At 44.1% G+C, this 17,254-nt stretch carries 15 protein-coding genes and 1 other annotated feature (1 of these 16 running past the window's edge); all 15 genes read right to left on the reverse strand.

From position 1 onward, the window contains the following. Positions 1-46 precede the first annotated feature (46 nt). Positions 47-877 carry a 50S ribosomal protein L2 gene (gene rplB / locus AZ46_RS13015; RefSeq protein ID WP_029282826.1) on the reverse strand — a complete coding sequence of 277 codons (831 nt, stop codon included), beginning with the start codon at positions 875-877 and terminating at the stop codon, positions 47-49. A gap of 29 nt (positions 878-906) precedes the next feature. After that, complete coding sequence (gene rplW, locus AZ46_RS13020) at positions 907-1,194, reverse strand: 50S ribosomal protein L23 (RefSeq protein WP_029282828.1); 288 nt, start codon at positions 1,192-1,194, stop codon at positions 907-909. Continuing rightward, a complete protein-coding gene (gene rplD, locus AZ46_RS13025) occupies positions 1,194-1,817 on the reverse strand; it encodes a 50S ribosomal protein L4 (protein WP_029282830.1) in 624 nt (207 codons plus the stop codon). The genes rplW and rplD overlap by 1 nt, the downstream gene beginning before the upstream one ends. A 27-nt stretch (positions 1,818-1,844) precedes the next feature. Then, entirely contained in the window at positions 1,845-2,471 is a 627-nt protein-coding gene (gene rplC, locus AZ46_RS13030; RefSeq protein ID WP_029282832.1) for a 50S ribosomal protein L3, read from the reverse strand. Between the two features lie 42 nt (positions 2,472-2,513). After that, a complete protein-coding gene (gene rpsJ, locus AZ46_RS13035) occupies positions 2,514-2,822 on the reverse strand; it encodes a 30S ribosomal protein S10 (RefSeq protein ID WP_029282834.1) in 309 nt (102 codons plus the stop codon). 341 nt (positions 2,823-3,163) lie between these two features. Continuing rightward, entirely contained in the window at positions 3,164-4,354 is a 1,191-nt protein-coding gene (gene tuf, locus AZ46_RS13040) for an elongation factor Tu (RefSeq protein ID WP_029282835.1), read from the reverse strand. Between the two features lie 111 nt (positions 4,355-4,465). After that, complete coding sequence (fusA, locus tag AZ46_RS13045; RefSeq protein ID WP_029282837.1) at positions 4,466-6,544, reverse strand: elongation factor G; 2,079 nt, start codon at positions 6,542-6,544, stop codon at positions 4,466-4,468. A 59-nt stretch (positions 6,545-6,603) separates the two neighbouring features. Then, positions 6,604-7,074, reverse strand: coding sequence for a 30S ribosomal protein S7 (gene rpsG / locus AZ46_RS13050; RefSeq protein WP_029282839.1), 471 nt, complete (start codon positions 7,072-7,074; stop codon positions 6,604-6,606). A 51-nt stretch (positions 7,075-7,125) separates the two neighbouring features. After that, positions 7,126-7,548 carry a 30S ribosomal protein S12 gene (gene rpsL / locus AZ46_RS13055; RefSeq protein WP_029282841.1) on the reverse strand — a complete coding sequence of 141 codons (423 nt, stop codon included), beginning with the start codon at positions 7,546-7,548 and terminating at the stop codon, positions 7,126-7,128. A 108-nt stretch (positions 7,549-7,656) separates the two neighbouring features. Further along, a complete protein-coding gene (locus AZ46_RS13060) occupies positions 7,657-7,905 on the reverse strand; it encodes a 50S ribosomal protein L7ae-like protein (RefSeq protein ID WP_029282843.1) in 249 nt (82 codons plus the stop codon). A gap of 126 nt (positions 7,906-8,031) precedes the next feature. Then, entirely contained in the window at positions 8,032-11,631 is a 3,600-nt protein-coding gene (rpoC, locus tag AZ46_RS13065; protein ID WP_029282845.1) for a DNA-directed RNA polymerase subunit beta', read from the reverse strand. A gap of 46 nt (positions 11,632-11,677) precedes the next feature. Further along, positions 11,678-15,259 carry a DNA-directed RNA polymerase subunit beta gene (gene rpoB, locus AZ46_RS13070; protein WP_029282847.1) on the reverse strand — a complete coding sequence of 1,194 codons (3,582 nt, stop codon included), beginning with the start codon at positions 15,257-15,259 and terminating at the stop codon, positions 11,678-11,680. A 259-nt stretch (positions 15,260-15,518) separates the two neighbouring features. After that, entirely contained in the window at positions 15,519-16,124 is a 606-nt protein-coding gene (locus AZ46_RS13075) for a class I SAM-dependent methyltransferase (RefSeq protein WP_029282849.1), read from the reverse strand. A gap of 127 nt (positions 16,125-16,251) precedes the next feature. After that, entirely contained in the window at positions 16,252-16,617 is a 366-nt protein-coding gene (rplL, locus tag AZ46_RS13080) for a 50S ribosomal protein L7/L12 (RefSeq protein WP_029282851.1), read from the reverse strand. Between the two features lie 57 nt (positions 16,618-16,674). Next, on the reverse strand, positions 16,675-17,175 hold the full coding sequence (gene rplJ, locus AZ46_RS13085) for a 50S ribosomal protein L10 (RefSeq protein ID WP_029282853.1): 501 nt from the start codon (positions 17,173-17,175) through the stop codon (positions 16,675-16,677). A gap of 53 nt (positions 17,176-17,228) precedes the next feature. Then, positions 17,229-17,254, reverse strand: a sequence feature (ribosomal protein L10 leader region); it runs 117 nt beyond the window's last position.

Raw genomic sequence — 17,254 nt, forward strand, 5'->3', positions numbered from 1 at the left:
CCTTCGCGATTGCGCTACGGTTCCTTCGAACCGTAGAACCATCACGTTATTTTTTACGACGACGTACGATGAATTTATCGGACTTGTTTGTCTTCTTGCGAGTTTTGTAACCAAGAGTTGGTTTACCCCAAGGAGTCATTGGAGACTTACGTCCGATTGGAGCACGACCTTCACCACCACCGTGCGGGTGATCGTTAGGGTTCATTACAGAACCACGAACTGTAGGTCTGATACCTAACCAGCGAGAGCGTCCAGCTTTACCGATGTTGATAAGTTCATGCTGCTCGTTTCCTACTTGACCAACAGTAGCGCGGCAAGTAGCAAGGATCATGCGAACCTCACCAGAATTCAAACGAACAAGAACGTATTTGCCTTCTTTACCAAGAACCTGTGCAGAAGTACCAGCAGAACGTACTAATTGTCCGCCTTTGCCTGGTTTAAGTTCGATGTTGTGAATAACTGTACCTACAGGGATATTTTGAAGTGGAAGTGCATTTCCTACTTTAATATCAGCCTCTGGTCCAGAAACAACTTGTAAACCTACTTCAAGGTTTTTTGGAGCAAGGATATATCTTTTCTCACCATCTGCATAGTGGATAAGTGCAATGTTTGCAGAACGGTTCGGATCATACTCGATTGTAGCAACGCGTCCTGGTATACCATCTTTATCGCGTTTGAAGTCGATAATACGGTATTGACGTTTGTGACCGCCGCCTTGATGACGTACAGTAATTTTACCTTGGTTGTTACGACCGCCTTTTCTGTGTACAGGCGCAAGTAATGACTTTTCCGGTTTGTCTGTAGTAATCTCAGCGAAATCAGAAACAGTCATGCCGCGACGACCATTTGAGGTTGGTTTGTACTTTTTAATCGCCATCTCGTTTCCCTCCTATCTTAAATAATGAATTAGACTTCGAATAATTCGATTTCTTTGCTGTCAGCTGTTAGTTTAACAACTGCTTTTTTGCGTTTATTAGTAAGACCTGTGTAACGACCTACACGCTTATATTTGCCTTTGTAGTTAAGAACGTTAACTTTCTCCACTTTTACGCCAAAGATTGCTTCAATAGCATCTTTCACTTGAGTTTTGTTAGCACGAACGTCAACTTCAAACGTGTACTTTTTCTCAGTCATTAAGTCCGTTGAAAGTTCAGTGATTACGGGGCGCTTAATAATATCACGAGGATCTTTCATTATGCAAGCACCTCCTCTACTTTTTGCACCGCTGCTTTCGTAATAACAAGCTTTTCATGGTTAAGTACATCAAGTACATTAATAGAATTAGCTTCAAGAACTGTAATGCCAGGGATGTTACGTGCAGATAGTGCAACAGATTCGTTCACATCAGCAGTAACGATCAATGCTTTCTTTTCAATTGAAAGTCCTGCAAGTAGAGCAGTCATTTCTTTTGTTTTAGGAGCATTCATTAGAAGATCTTCTAATACTAGAATGTTGTTCTCTTGTACCTTTGTAGATAAAGCTGATTTGATCGCTAAGCGGCGAACTTTTTTAGGTAATTTGTAAGCATAGCTGCGTGGTGTTGGACCGAATACGATACCACCGCCGCGCCATTGTGGTGAGCGGATAGATCCTTGACGAGCGCGTCCAGTACCTTTTTGGCGCCAAGGCTTGCGACCTCCGCCTCTAACTTCTGAACGATTCTTTACTTTGTGGTTTCCTTGACGCAAAGAAGCTCTTTGCATGATAACCGCATCAAATAAAACGTGCTGATTAGGTTCGATACCAAATACAGAATCATTTAGTTCGATTTCACCAACGTTTGATCCGCTTTGGTTTAATAATGCTACTTTCGGCATTATCGAATTCCTCCTTTCTTAGAAAAATTAGTTAGATTTAACAGCCTTTTTCACTGTGATTAGTGATTTTTTAGGACCAGGTACGTTACCTTTGATCAATAGAAGGTTACGCTCAGCGTCAACTTTCACGATCTCAAGGTTTTGAACAGTTACTTGCTCTCCACCCATGCGGCCTGGCAATAATTTGTTTTTGAATACTCGGTTAGGAGCAACAGGACCCATTGAACCTGGGCGACGGTGGTAACGAGAACCATGTGACATAGGTCCGCGAGATTGGTTATGGCGCTTGATAGAGCCTTGGAAACCTTTACCCTTTGAGATTCCTGTTACATCTACTGTATCTCCAGCAGAGAAAATATCAACTTTGACTTCCTGACCAACTTCATACTCACCAGCTTCTCCGCGGAACTCCCTTACGAAGCGCTTAGGTGCAGTATTAGCTTTTGCAACGTGTCCTTTTGCAGGCTTGTTAGAAAGCTTTTCACGTTTGTTTGAGAAACCAACTTGAACAGCAGCATAGCCGTCGCTTTCAACAGTCTTGATTTGAAGAACTACGTTTTCAGCAGCCTCAATTACTGTTACCGGGATAAGATCACCTTTTTCAGTAAACACTTGAGTCATACCGATTTTTTTACCTAAGATTCCTTTGGTCATTAGTCACACCTCCTATAATGTTATAAAATCTATTTTTTGAAATTAAAGTTTGATTTCAATGTCAACGCCTGATGGCAGGTCTAATCTCATCAATGCATCAACAGTTTGTGGTGTTGGGTTGATGATATCGATTAAACGTTTGTGTGTGCGCATTTCGAACTGCTCACGTGAATCTTTGTATTTGTGTACCGCACGAAGAATCGTGTAAATCGATTTTTCAGTTGGCAACGGGATCGGACCAGAAACGTTAGCACCTGAACGTTTTGCTGTTTCAACGATCTTTTCAGCAGATTGATCAAGAATTCTGTGATCATATGCTTTTAAACGAATACGAATTTTTTGTTTTGCCATTATTTTCCCTCCTTTTCGCCTACTTTTAAAATAGACTTTCTCCGTAGAAATTTTCCGTACACTCGCCATGGCAAAGCGGCCGTGTGTATCGGCAACCTCCTACTTCATCGCAGTCAAAGACCAACATTGTCTATTATATAGAAATTTTGCGCCCAATGCAAGATAAAAATTATGTTTTTACTTTCTTGCGCACTTTTCCTATTATACATACATCAACAGGTAAAAACAAGGGGGATCAGCAGCTGGAAAAGTTTTCGTTTTTTAAGCTCAAATCATTTCTACTATATATAGAAGAAACAAAAAAAGACGAGCACGAATGCTCGTCTTCTTAAGTAGCAGGATTACTCAGTGATTGTAGCTACAACACCAGCGCCTACTGTACGACCGCCTTCACGGATTGAGAATTTAGTACCTTCTTCAATCGCGATTGGAGCGATAAGTTCAACAGTCATTTCGATGTTATCGCCAGGCATAACCATCTCAACGCCTTCTGGAAGTTGGATGATACCAGTTACGTCCGTAGTACGGAAGTAGAACTGTGGGCGGTAGTTAGAGAAGAATGGAGTGTGACGTCCACCCTCTTCTTTTGAAAGAACGTAAACTTCTGATTTAAATTTAGTGTGTGGAGTGATTGTTTTTGGCTTAGCAAGAACTTGTCCACGTTGGATGTCGTCGCGAGAAACCCCACGAAGAAGTGCACCGATGTTGTCGCCAGCTTCTGCATAGTCAAGAAGCTTACGGAACATTTCAACACCTGTTACAGTTGTTGATTTTGGCTCTTCAGTGAAGCCGATGATGTCGATAACATCTCCAACTTTAACTACTCCACGCTCAACGCGTCCAGTAGCAACTGTTCCACGGCCAGTGATTGAGAATACGTCCTCAACAGGCATCATGAATGGCTTTTCAGTGTCACGAGCTGGTGTTGGGATGTACTCGTCAACAGCGTTCATAAGCTCAACGATTTTCTCTTCCCACTCAGCTTCGCCTTCTAGAGCTTTAAGAGCAGAACCTTTGATTACTGGGATGTCATCGCCAGGGAAGTCATACTCAGAAAGAAGGTCGCGTACTTCCATTTCAACTAGCTCAAGAAGCTCTTCGTCGTCTACCATGTCGCATTTGTTCATGAATACTACAAGGTAAGGTACACCTACTTGACGAGAAAGAAGGATGTGCTCACGAGTTTGTGGCATTGGGCCGTCAGAAGCAGAAACAACTAGGATTCCGCCGTCCATTTGTGCAGCACCAGTGATCATGTTTTTAACATAGTCAGCATGTCCTGGGCAGTCAACGTGTGCATAGTGACGAGTGTCAGTTTCGTACTCAACGTGTGCAGTTGAGATTGTGATTCCGCGCTCGCGCTCTTCAGGAGCAGCATCGATCATGTCGTATGCCATTGCAGCACCTTTACCGCTACGTTTTGCAAGTACAGTTGTAATTGCAGCTGTTAGAGTTGTTTTACCGTGGTCAACGTGTCCAATTGTACCGATATTGGCATGCGTTTTGGAACGGTCGAATTTTTCTTTACCCATTCTAAATTCCTCCTTAGAGTCATGATTGATTATATAGATTTCAGAAAGTGAACGTTGTCCACTTTCTATACATACATAAGTAGTTATACTTTAATAAAGAGTGAAAATCAATTATTCACCTTTATTTTTTTTGATAATTTCTTCAGAAATTGATTTTGGAACCTCTTCGTAGTGATCAAAGTGCATAGAGAATGTTCCGCGTCCTTGAGTGTTTGAACGAAGTGCAGTTGCATATCCAAACATTTCAGAAAGTGGTACCATAGCACGTACTACTTGAGCGTTTCCGCGAGCTTCCATGCCTTCAACGCGACCGCGGCGAGAAGTGATATCACCCATGATATCTCCCATGTACTCATCAGGGATAACTACTTCAACCTTCATAACAGGCTCAAGAATAACAGGGTTACACTTAGATACAGCGTTTTTAAGTGCCATAGATGCAGCAATTTTAAACGCCATCTCACTTGAGTCAACATCATGGTAAGAACCGTCTACTAATGATGCTTTAACATCGATTAGCGGGTAGCCTGCAAGAACACCATTTTTCATGGAGTCTTCTAAGCCTGCTCCAACCGCTGGGATGTATTCACGAGGAACAACACCGCCGACGATTTTGTTGTGGAACTCAAAGCCTTTTCCTTCTTCATTTGGTTCGAATTCGATCCAAACGTGTCCGAATTGACCGCGTCCACCGGATTGGCGTGCAAACTTACCTTCAACTTTCGCAGATCCGCGGAAAGTTTCACGGTATGCAACCTGAGGAGCACCAACGTTAGCTTCAACTTTGAATTCACGTCTCATACGGTCAACAATGATATCAAGGTGAAGTTCACCCATACCAGAGATGATCGTTTGACCTGTTTCAGTGTCAGTGTGAGCTTTGAAAGTTGGATCTTCTTCAGAAAGCTTAGATAAAGCTGTAGACATTTTGTCTTGGTCAGCTTTTGATTTTGGCTCAACTGAAAGCGAGATAACCGGCTCTGGGAATTCCATTGATTCCAAGATAACAAGGCTCTTTTCATCACATAGAGTATCACCAGTTGTAGTGTCTTTAAGACCTACAGCAGCAGCGATGTCACCAGCATATACAGTAGAGATTTCCTCACGAGAGTTAGCATGCATTTGCAGGATACGTCCTACACGCTCACGCTTGCCTTTCGTTGAGTTTTGTACGTAAGATCCAGAGTTAAGAACACCTGAATATACGCGGAAGAATGTAAGTTTCCCAACATAAGGGTCAGTCATAACTTTGAATGCAAGTGCTGAGAAAGGACCCTCATCGCTTGATTCGCGGATTACTTCTTCTTCTGTGTCAGGAGTGATACCTTTGATTGCAGGTACATCAAGAGGTGATGGCAGGTAATCAAGAACTGCGTCAAGCATTAACTGTACACCTTTGTTTTTAAATGCAGATCCGCAGATAACTGGGTAGAATTCTACATTTACTGTACCTTTACGGATTCCAGCTTTCAATTCATCGATTGTAAGCTCTTCACCCTCAAGGTATTTCATCATAAGCTCTTCGTCAAGTTCAGCAACAGCTTCTACAAGCTTGCCGCGCCACTCTTCAGCAAGATCTTTATACTCTTCAGGAATTTCTTTAGCCTCAGAACGAGTTCCAAGATCATCTTCGTAGAAGTATGCTACGTTATCTACAAGATCGATAATTCCTTCGAATTGATCTTCAGCACCGATTGGAAGCTGAATTGGATGAGCATTTGCTTCAAGACGGTCATGCAATGTTTTTACAGAGTATAAGAAATCCGCACCGATTTTATCCATTTTGTTAACGAATACTACACGCGGTACTCCGTAAGTTGTTGCCTGGCGCCATACTGTTTCAGTTTGAGGCTCAACACCTGATTGTGCATCAAGTACTGCTACAGCACCATCAAGTACACGAAGTGAACGTTCAACTTCAACTGTGAAGTCTACGTGTCCAGGTGTATCGATGATGTTTACGCGATGGCCTTTCCACTGAGCAGTTGTAGCAGCAGAAGTGATCGTGATTCCACGCTCCTGCTCCTGCTCCATCCAGTCCATTTGAGACGCACCTTCGTGTGTCTCACCAATTTTGTGAATACGTCCAGTGTAGAAAAGTACACGTTCAGTAGTCGTCGTTTTACCGGCATCGATGTGAGCCATGATGCCGATATTACGAGTTTTGTCTAAGGAGAACTCTCTTGCCATTGGGGTCTTTTCTCCTTCCTTTTATAAGGATTAGTATAGTTATTGGTTTATATTGAATCCTACCAGCGGTAGTGAGCGAATGCTTTGTTAGCTTCAGCCATTTTGTGAGTGTCTTCACGCTTCTTAACTGATGAACCAGTGTTGTTGGCAGCATCAAGAATCTCGTTAGCTAAACGCTCTTCCATCGTTTTCTCTCCGCGAAGACGAGCGTAGTTTACTAACCAGCGAAGACCAAGAGTTGTACGGCGGTCAGGGCGAACTTCAACAGGTACTTGATAGTTTGCACCACCCACACGACGAGCTCTTACCTCAAGAACTGGCATGATGTTTTTAAGTGCTTGCTCGAACACTTCAATTGCTTCTTTACCTGAACGCTCTTTCACGATGTCAAAAGCAGTGTAAAGAATAGTTTGTGCTTTACCTCTCTTACCGTCAACCATAATTCTGTTGATTAGACGACTAACAAGCTTTGAGTTGTAAAGTGGATCTGGCAATACGTCTCTTTTTGTAACAGGACCTTTACGTGGCATGTTATATCCTCCCTTCATGCAATATACTTAAGTGATATATGACTTAAGGCATTATTTTTTTGGTGCTTTTGGGCGTTTTGTACCGTATTTAGAGCGGCCTTGCATACGTTTGTCAACACCTGCAGTGTCAAGCGCACCGCGAACGATGTGGTAACGTACACCCGGTAAATCTTTTACACGTCCGCCGCGGATAAGTACAACACTGTGCTCTTGCAGGTTGTGTCCGATACCTGGAATGTAGGCAGTAACCTCGATTCCGTTAGTCAGGCGTACACGAGCGTATTTACGAAGAGCCGAGTTCGGTTTCTTCGGTGTCATTGTACCAACACGAGTACATACTCCGCGTTTTTGCGGTGATGAAGTGTTAGTCTGCTCTTTTTTGAAGCTGTTGTAACCTTTGTTCAGTGCAGGAGAAGTTGATTTTTCAACTTTGCTTACGCGTCCTTTGCGAACTAGCTGGTTAATAGTAGGCATGTTTATGTCCTCCTCTCTTAATGTTTAATACCACACATCCAGGTGGTTCATATTTGGGCAAAAACAAAGTTTTTGCAGAGAGTTTGTCACTCTTGGCAAAAACGGTTTTTAATTGATAATAGCTACAGTTACGGCTCCAACTTCTATTCCGCAAGCTTTTCCAAGCTTTTTCATAGAGTCGACCATGTGAAGGGAAATGTTCTTCTGTTCTGCAAGTTCAATGACTGGTTTCACAATCCTTGGATCTGCATCTTCAGCAACAACCAGTTCCTTTACCTGGCCAAGCTTTAGAGCTTTTACTGTTTGCTTCGTACCAACGATTACTTTATGTGCCTGCGATACTTTTTCATAAGACATATAAATACATCCTCCAAAGCAACAGGTTTTAATTAAGCACCTAGGATATACTAACATCGTAAGAGATGGATGTCAACCAGATCAGTGAAACATTTTTCTGGATTCACCCATCTCTTCTTCAGTTAGTTACTCTGCAGGTATTGTTTCACCTTCAGGCTGTGTACGCGGAATCGGATTAACGCGTCTGTAGCGCTGCATTCCTGTTCCGGCAGGTACAAGCTTACCGATGATTACATTTTCTTTCAGGCCGAGAAGTTCATCACGTTTTCCTTTGATTGCAGCATCTGTCAGGACACGAGTTGTTTCCTGGAACGATGCAGCAGACAGGAATGAATCTGTTTCAAGAGAAGCTTTCGTGATACCAAGAAGGATCGGACGTCCTGTAGCAGGGCGCTTGCCGTCAAGAAGCACTTTCTTGTTGGCATCCGTAAATTGGTGAACATCCAGCAATGTGCCCGGCAATACATCTGTATCTCCAGCATCCATTACTCTTACTTTGCGAAGCATCTGGCGAACCATTACTTCTACGTGTTTGTCACCGATCTCTACCCCTTGCATGCGGTATACTTTCTGCACTTCACGAAGCAGGTATTCCTGAACAGACGTGAGATCTGTCACCTTGAGCAATTCTTTAGGATCAATCGAACCTTCAGTCAGCTCCTGGCCGTGTCTGATCTGGTCACCTTCAGCAACTTTCAGTCTTGCATTGTAAGCAGCTGTGTACGTGCGTGTTTCAACGTCGCCTTTGATGACGATTTCCTGCTGTCTGTCGCGTACTTCATTAATCTCAACAACAACACCGTCAATTTCGGAAATTGTCGCCTGACCTTTAGGGTTACGCGCTTCGAACAGCTCCTGAATACGAGGCAAACCTTGAGTGATGTCGTCTCCGGCAACACCGCCTGTATGGAACGTACGCATTGTAAGCTGAGTTCCCGGCTCACCGATTGACTGGGCAGCGATGATACCGACTGCTTCTCCCACTTCAACTTCTGTTCCGGTAGCAAGATTGCGTCCATAGCATTTTTTACATACGCCGTGGCGTGTGTTACACGTAAATGCAGAACGGATCCAGACTTCCTCAATACCAAGTTCCACAATTGTATGAGCAAGATCTTCTGTAATCAGATCATTTTCCTCAACAATCACTTCACCTGTTTCAGGATGTTTCAGCGTTTTGCGAGCATAGCGTCCGATAAGGCGCTCTTCAAGATGCTCGATAATTTCTGTTCCTTCTTTAATTGAACGTGTCAGAATTCCGCGGTCAGTTCCGCAGTCTTCATCACGGATGATAACATCCTGGGCAACGTCAACAAGACGTCTTGTCAAGTAACCTGAGTCAGCTGTCTTAAGGGCTGTATCCGCAAGACCTTTACGGGCACCATGCGTAGAGATAAAGTACTCAAGAACTGTTAAGCCTTCACGGAAACTTGATTTGATCGGAAGTTCGATAATACGTCCGGCCGGGTTGGCCATCAGTCCGCGCATTCCGGCAAGCTGCGTAAAGTTAGATGCGTTACCACGGGCTCCGGAATCACTCATCATAAAGATTGGGTTGCGTTTATCCAGGGAAGCCATCAGCTTGCCTTGAATGACGTCTTTAGAAGCACTCCAGATAGAGATGACGCGTTCATAGCGCTCTTCTTCTGTAATCAGACCGCGTTTGAACTGTTTAAGAACATTATCAACTTTAGCCTGAGCTTCTTTAAGGATTTCTTCTTTCTCCCGAAGTACGATGATGTCAGACACACCAACCGTAATACCGGCTTTTGTAGAATATCTGAAACCAAGATCCTTCATGCGGTCAAGCATTTTGGATGTTTCGGTAATGTGGAATTTCTTAAAGATTTCAGCAATGATCTTACCAAGAATTCCTTTTTTGAACGGAGAAATAACCTCCTGGCTCTGGATGAATTCTTTGACATTCACATTTGCATCAATAAAGAACTTTTCCGGTGTTTCATCTTCAATGTTGCTCTTCGTCGGTTCATTCATGTACGGGAATGAAGGAGGAAGAATTTCATTGAAGATCAATTTTCCGACTGTTGTTACAAGAAGCTTTTTGCGCTGCTCATCTGTAAATGATTCATTCGGCAGAGAGCTTGCTTGAACAGCAATACGGGTATGAAGATGCACATAGCCGTTCTGATAGGCAAGAAGTGCTTCATTTGTATCTTTAAAGACCATACCTTCCCCAACAGCACCTTCGCGCTCAAGTGTCAGGTAGTAGTTTCCAAGAACCATATCCTGAGAAGGTGTAACAACCGGCTTACCATCCTTAGGATTCAGGATGTTCTGCGCTGCAAGCATAAGGATTCGGGCCTCTGCCTGAGCTTCAGCTGAAAGCGGTACGTGAACCGCCATTTGGTCACCGTCAAAGTCAGCGTTGTAAGCTGTACATACAAGAGGGTGAAGGCGGATTGCGCGTCCTTCTACAAGTGTCGGTTCGAATGCCTGAATACCAAGTCTGTGAAGAGTCGGTGCGCGGTTTAACAGCACTGGGTGCTCGCGGATAACAGACTCTAATACATCCCATACTTCAGGAGATACGCGTTCTATTTTACGCTTTGCACTTTTAATATTGTGTGCAAGGCCTTTCTCAACTAGCTCCTTCATTACGAAAGGCTTGAAAAGTTCAAGTGCCATTTCTTTAGGAAGTCCGCATTGGTACATTTTCAGGTTCGGACCTACAACGATAACCGAACGGCCTGAATAGTCAACACGTTTTCCAAGAAGGTTCTGACGGAAACGTCCCTGTTTCCCTTTCAGCATGTGTGAAAGTGATTTAAGCGGACGGTTACCCGGTCCGGTTACAGGACGGCCGCGGCGTCCGTTATCAATTAATGCATCGACCGCTTCCTGAAGCATGCGCTTTTCATTTTGAACGATGATGCTCGGAGCACCAAGGTCCAATAGACGCTTTAAGCGGTTGTTGCGGTTAATAACACGGCGGTAAAGGTCATTCAAGTCAGACGTTGCAAAACGTCCGCCGTCAAGCTGAACCATCGGGCGCAGCTCAGGAGGAATAACCGGAAGCACATCAAGGATCATCCATGATGGCTCATTTCCTGAATTACGGAATGCTTCAAGCACTTCAAGTCGCTTGATGGCACGTGTTCTGCGCTGTCCCTGTGACGTTTTAAGCTCTTCTTTAAGCTGGTCTACCTCTTTATCAAGGTCAATGTCTGAAAGAAGCTTTTTGATCGCTTCTGCTCCCATTGCAGCCTGGAACGATGAGCTGTATTTGTCACGGTAAGCACGATATTCCTTCTCGGAAAGAAGCTGTTTCTTTTCAAGAGGTGTATCGCCGGTTTCCGTTACGACGTAAGAAGCAAAATAGATAACTTCTTCGAGAGCACGAGGTGACATGTCAAGAACAAGTCCCATGCGGCTCGGGATTCCTTTGAAATACCAAATGTGTGAGACTGGGGCAGCAAGCTCAATGTGCCCCATACGCTCACGGCGAACCTTTGCACGAGTCACTTCGACTCCGCATCGGTCACAGACTACGCCTTTATAGCGTACTCGTTTGTATTTTCCGCAATGACATTCCCAGTCCTTTGTAGGACCGAAAATGCGCTCACAGAATAACCCGTCTTTTTCTGGTTTTAACGTACGATAGTTAATCGTTTCTGGTTTCTTCACTTCACCGAATGACCACGAGCGGATTTTATCGGGTGATGCGAGACCGATGTTCATATACTCAAAGTTATTTACATCTAGCAAGGGGCCTACCTCCCTTTTCGTCTTCAGGTTTTACCCTTATTGCTTACTATTCTTTCGTAACTGCGTCTTTTTCTTTTTCCATTGCTGCTGATGAAAGATCATCCGGCTGATCATTCAGGGATAAGCCTTCTGACTGCTGTCCTTCTTCATCGTCTTCAAGATCTCTCATTTCGATTTCCTGTTCATCGCCTGAAAGAATCTTAACGTCCATACCTAAACTTTGAAGTTCTTTGATCAATACTTTGAATGACTCTGGAACTCCCGGCTCCGGTACATTTTCGCCTTTGACAATCGCCTCATACGTTTTAACACGTCCGACAACGTCATCTGACTTAACAGTAAGAATTTCCTGAAGAGTATAAGCAGCGCCATAAGCTTCAAGCGCCCATACTTCCATCTCTCCGAAACGCTGTCCGCCGAACTGGGCTTTACCGCCAAGAGGCTGTTGCGTAACAAGTGAGTATGGACCTGTTGAACGGGCATGTAATTTATCGTCTACCATGTGGGCAAGTTTGATCATGTACATGATTCCAACTGATACACGGTTATCAAACGGTTCACCTGTACGGCCGTCGTAAAGGACGGTTTTGGCATCTCGCGCCATACCGGCTTCTTCAAGTGTTGACCATACATCTTCTTCACGGGCGCCATCAAATACCGGGGATGCTACATGCATGCCTAGTTTGCGCGCTGCCATTCCAAGATGAAGCTCAAGCACCTGACCGATGTTCATACGGGATGGTACACCAAGCGGGTTAAGCATGATATCAACCGGAGTTCCGTCTGGAAGATAAGGCATATCTTCTTCAGGAAGGATTCTTGAGATAACCCCTTTGTTACCATGTCGTCCGGCCATTTTATCGCCTTCAGAAATTTTACGCTTCTGAACGATATATGCGCGGACTAGCTGGTTTACGCCAGGAGGAAGCTCATCGCCGTCTTCGCGGTTGAATACTTTTACATCAAGAACGATTCCGCCGCCTCCGTGAGGAACACGAAGGGAAGTATCGCGGACTTCTCTTGCTTTTTCACCGAATATTGCATGAAGCAGACGTTCCTCGGCTGTAAGTTCCGTAACCCCTTTAGGTGTTACTTTACCAACAAGCAGGTCTCCGTCTTTTACTTCTGCACCGACACGGATAATACCGCGGTCATCAAGATTGCGAAGGGCATCTTCCCCTACGTTCGGGATGTCGCGCGTAATTTCTTCCGGTCCAAGCTTTGTATCACGGGACTCTGATTCATATTCTTCAATATGAATAGACGTGTATACATCATCTTTTACAAGACGTCTGCTCATGATGATGGCATCTTCATAGTTGTAGCCGTCCCATGTCATGAATGCAACCATTACGTTGCGTCCAAGTGCAAGTTCGCCCAGTTCCATTGAAGGTCCGTCAGCAAGGATTTCGCCTTTTACAACTTCATCGCCAACACTTACAATCGGACGCTGGTTGTAGCACGTACCTTGGTTAGAACGGATGAACTTCAGAAGGCTGTACTTATCAAGGTTGCCTTTTGTTTTAACGCCGTCCACATCTTCATAGCGGCGCACCCAGATGTTTTTAGCTTCAACTTTCTCAACAACACCAGGGAATTTACAGATTACAGCAGCACCCGAATCTTTTCCTGATACATACTCCATGCCTGTTCCGACAATTGGAGATTCAGGATTCATAAGCGGAACTGCCTGACGCTGCATGTTCGCTCCCATGAGGGCACGGTTGGAGTCATCGTTTTCAAGGAACGGAATACATGCTGTCGCTGCAGATACAACCTGCTTTGGAGATACATCCATGTAGTCCATTCTGTCACGTGACATGACCGTGTTTTCACCGCGGAAACGGGAAACGATATCTTCATCAAGGAAAGAGCCGTCATCAGCAAGGCGTGCGTTCGCCTGTGCGACTACATAGTTATCCTCTTCATCTGCTGTCAGATAATCAATTCGTGCAGTTACTTTGCCGGTCTCCGGGTCTACGCGTCTGTACGGCGTTTCAATGAAACCGAAACGGTTTACTTTTGCATACGAAGACAGAGAGTTGATCAGACCGATGTTCGGTCCCTCAGGAGTTTCGATCGGACACATGCGGCCGTAGTGAGAGTAGTGAACGTCACGGACTTCAAAGCCTGCGCGCTCACGCGTCAAACCACCGGGTCCAAGTGCAGAAAGACGGCGTTTATGCGTTAATTCAGCAAGCGGATTCGTCTGATCCATGAACTGGGAAAGCTGTGAGCTTCCGAAGAACTCTTTAATGGATGCAATAACAGGACGAATGTTAATAAGCTGCTGAGGTGTAATTGTATTTGTATCCTGAATCGACATTCTCTCGCGGACAACACGCTCCATACGGGAAAGTCCGATTCGGAATTGGTTTTGAAGGAGTTCTCCTACAGAACGAAGACGGCGGTTTCCAAGATGGTCGATGTCGTCTGTATCCCCAACTCCATGCAGCAGGTTGAAGAAGTAGCTGATAGAAGAAAGGATATCTGCAGGCGTGATATTTTTCACATTTTCTTCAACATAAGCATTGCTGATTACGTTAATGACTTTTTCGCCTTCTTGATCGATTGGAGCATAGATTTTAACGGACTGAAGCGTCACATCTTCTTCTACTACTCCGCCTGATGGCGTGATGGTTTTAAAGCCGACGCCGCTCTCAAGGTTCGGAATGATCCGGTCAAGTGTGCGTCTATCAATTAACGTATCTTTTTCTGCAATGATTTCGCCAGTTTCAGGGTCTACTAAGGTTTCAGCAAGACGCTGGTTGAAAAGGCGGTTTTTAATGTGAAGCTTTTTATTGATTTTGTAGCGTCCGACACTCGCAAGGTCATAGCGCTTCGGATCAAAGAAACGGGAATCCAGAAGGCTTTTTGCATTGTCGACAGTCGGCGGCTCGCCCGGGCGCAGACGCTCGTAGATTTCAAGAAGAGCTTTCTCTGTGCTCTCTGTGTTGTCTTTATCAAGCGTATTGCGAAGGTATTCGTTTTCTCCGAAAAGATCAACGATTTCCTGATCAGAACCAAAGCCGAGAGCGCGCAAAAGAACCGTTACCGGCAGTTTCCGAGTGCGATCAATGCGCACATATGCAACATCTTTAGCATCTGTTTCGTACTCTAACCAGGCACCACGGTTTGGAATAACAGTAGCAGTAAAGCCTTTTTTACCATTTTTATCGACTTTTCCGCTGTAATAAACACTTGGTGAACGAACAAGCTGTGATACGATAACGCGCTCGGCGCCGTTGATCACGAACGTGCCTGTCTCAGTCATCAATGGGAAGTCACCCATGAATACATCCTGATCTTTCACTTCACCAGTTTCTTTGTTAATTAAACGCACCTTTACACGAAGCGGTGCAGAATAGGTAACATCGCGCTCTTTGGATTCCTCTACTGAATATTTAGGATCACCTAAACTGTAATCGATAAATTCCAGCGAGAGGTTACCAGTGAAGTCCTCAATTGGAGAGATGTCCGTGAACATTTCTCTGAGGCCCTCATCAAGAAACCACTGATAGGAAGCGGTTTGAATCTCGATAAGGTTTGGTAATTCTAACACTTCACTAATGCGTGCATAACTTCTGCGTTGGCGGTGTCGTCCATACTGAACTAGTTGACCTGTCAACTGCTTCACCCCTCAAATCAAGCGTAATAGAACTTGTAATATGTATCCGCAAATGAATCTAGCAGCTGCCAATACACATACAAGGAGAAAACAAAAATAAAAAGGTCTCTATAATTAGAAAACCACTTTTGTCAAACGTGCTATTGATTTTAACATCTTTTCCATTTGTCCTATATTTATACATTTCAATCAAAAAAATAGAGACTCCTGGAATATATATATTGGCATTTTATAATGTTAACATAGGCAAAAATTCGAGTCAATCTTTTTCTGCCCTGATAATATAGTAGCCTTTATCCTTTTTGACTGCAGCGACATCTTTAAACATTTCAGAAAGCTTGGCCATAGCAGACGGGGCACCTTGCTTTTTCTGAATAACCACCCATAGCTCTCCTCCCGGACAAAGAGAATGATAGCTTTTTTCAAAAATCTCGTGCACTGTTTTTTTCCCGGCACGGATTGGCGGGTTGGTAAGGATAGCCGCGTATTTTTTTGAAGGATCAACATTTTCAAAAAGATTGCTTGTGCGGATACGGACATTTTTGACACCGTTCGCCTCTGCATTTTCTTTTGCAAGCTGGACTGCTCTTTCATTGATGTCAATCATATCAACTGTGCGGTCGCCGAACTCCTTCGCAAGTGCAATTCCAATCGGCCCGTAGCCGCAGCCGACATCAAGCAGATCACCATCTGTTTTTGGCAGAGCAAATGTATTGATCAGCAGTCTTGATCCAAAGTCCACTTCGTTTTTGGAAAATACGCCGCGATCGCTTTGAAAATGAAAGGAATTCCCTCTTAACGTATATGTCCATGACTTACGGTCACTCAAAGCTTCCGGCTGCTGTGAATAGTAGTGATTTGTCATCTTTTCCCCTCCATGTTAAAGGAGTATACCTAAACAGGCAATCATTCATACCTGCACGTTCACATTTGGTGTCAAACGTGAAAAAAAAGCCCGCTGTTATTTCAAGCGAGCTTTGTCTTTTCAGGAATTACTTAACTTCTACAGAAGCGCCAACTTCTTCAAGTTTGCCTTTGATTTCTTCAGCTTCTTCTTTAGCGATTCCTTCTTTGATAGCTTTTGGAGTGTTATCAACTAGTTCTTTAGCTTCTTTCAAGCCAAGGCCAGTGATTTCACGTACAACTTTGATAACTTTGATTTTTTGTGCACCAGCGCTAGCAAGTACCACGTCAAATTCAGTTTGCTCAGCAGCAGCTTCGCCGCCAGCAGCGCCACCAGCCATTGCTACAGGAGCAGCTGCAGTTACGCCAAATTCTTCTTCGATTGCTTTAACTAAGTCGTTAAGTTCTAAAACAGTCATTTCTTTAACTGCTTCAATGATTTGTTCTTTAGTCATTGTATATTTCCTCCTTATAAACCTATTAGTTTTTTGTTTTGGTACGGGTCGATCAGATTAAGCTCCCTGCTCTTCCTTTTGATCTGCAACTGCTTTAGCAGCAAGTGCAAGATTGCGCATTGGAGCTTGAAGTACGCTAAGCAACATAGAAAGCAAGCCTTCGCGTGATGGAAGATCTGCAAGAGCTTTAATTTGCTCTACTGTCGCAATGTTTCCTTCGATTACACCTGCTTTGATTTCTAACGCGTCATGCTTTTTAGCAAAGTCGTTAAGAATCTTAGCCGGAGCAACTACGTCGTCGTTACTGAATGCAATTGCATTTGGGCCTGTAAGGGCGTCATTAAGACCAGTAAGTTCAACATTTTCAACTGCGCGGCGAGTCATTGTGTTTTTGTAAACTTTGAACTCGATGCCAGCATCACGAAGAGTTTTACGAAGTTCTGTCACTTCTGCAACTGTTAAACCGCGGTAGTCAACAACGATTGTCGTTTTGCTCTCGCGAAACTTAGCCGTAATGTCTTCTACGATGGATTTTTTTGTATCGATAGCGCTGCTCATTGGTACACCTCCTGTAAGAATTAAGATTCCGCACTTATACCGTTCGGTTTCTTTCTTATCAAAAGAAATGCCTCCACGT

Origin of the sequence: Metabacillus indicus LMG 22858, assembly GCF_000708755.2 — a bacterium.
Taxonomy (GTDB): domain Bacteria; phylum Bacillota; class Bacilli; order Bacillales; family Bacillaceae; genus Bacillus_P; species Bacillus_P indicus.

What these genes read in the sequence shown, in the direction of transcription:
- rplD (WP_029282830.1), bottom strand. Translation starts at nt 1,817, where the DNA reads ATGCCGAAAGTAGCATTATTAAACCAAAGCGGATCAAACGTTGGTGAA.
- rplC (WP_029282832.1), bottom strand. Translation starts at nt 2,471, where the DNA reads ATGACCAAAGGAATCTTAGGTAAAAAAATCGGTATGACTCAAGTGTTT.
- rplJ (WP_029282853.1), bottom strand. Translation starts at nt 17,175, where the DNA reads ATGAGCAGCGCTATCGATACAAAAAAATCCATCGTAGAAGACATTACG.
- rpsG (WP_029282839.1), bottom strand. Translation starts at nt 7,074, where the DNA reads ATGCCACGTAAAGGTCCTGTTACAAAAAGAGACGTATTGCCAGATCCA.
- AZ46_RS13075 (WP_029282849.1), bottom strand. Translation starts at nt 16,124, where the DNA reads ATGACAAATCACTACTATTCACAGCAGCCGGAAGCTTTGAGTGACCGT.
- tuf (WP_029282835.1), bottom strand. Translation starts at nt 4,354, where the DNA reads ATGGGTAAAGAAAAATTCGACCGTTCCAAAACGCATGCCAATATCGGT.
- AZ46_RS13060 (WP_029282843.1), bottom strand. Translation starts at nt 7,905, where the DNA reads ATGTCTTATGAAAAAGTATCGCAGGCACATAAAGTAATCGTTGGTACG.
- rplL (WP_029282851.1), bottom strand. Translation starts at nt 16,617, where the DNA reads ATGACTAAAGAACAAATCATTGAAGCAGTTAAAGAAATGACTGTTTTA.
- rpsJ (WP_029282834.1), bottom strand. Translation starts at nt 2,822, where the DNA reads ATGGCAAAACAAAAAATTCGTATTCGTTTAAAAGCATATGATCACAGA.
- fusA (WP_029282837.1), bottom strand. Translation starts at nt 6,544, where the DNA reads ATGGCAAGAGAGTTCTCCTTAGACAAAACTCGTAATATCGGCATCATG.
- rplB (WP_029282826.1), bottom strand. Translation starts at nt 877, where the DNA reads ATGGCGATTAAAAAGTACAAACCAACCTCAAATGGTCGTCGCGGCATG.
- rplW (WP_029282828.1), bottom strand. Translation starts at nt 1,194, where the DNA reads ATGAAAGATCCTCGTGATATTATTAAGCGCCCCGTAATCACTGAACTT.
- rpsL (WP_029282841.1), bottom strand. Translation starts at nt 7,548, where the DNA reads ATGCCTACTATTAACCAGCTAGTTCGCAAAGGACGCGTAAGCAAAGTT.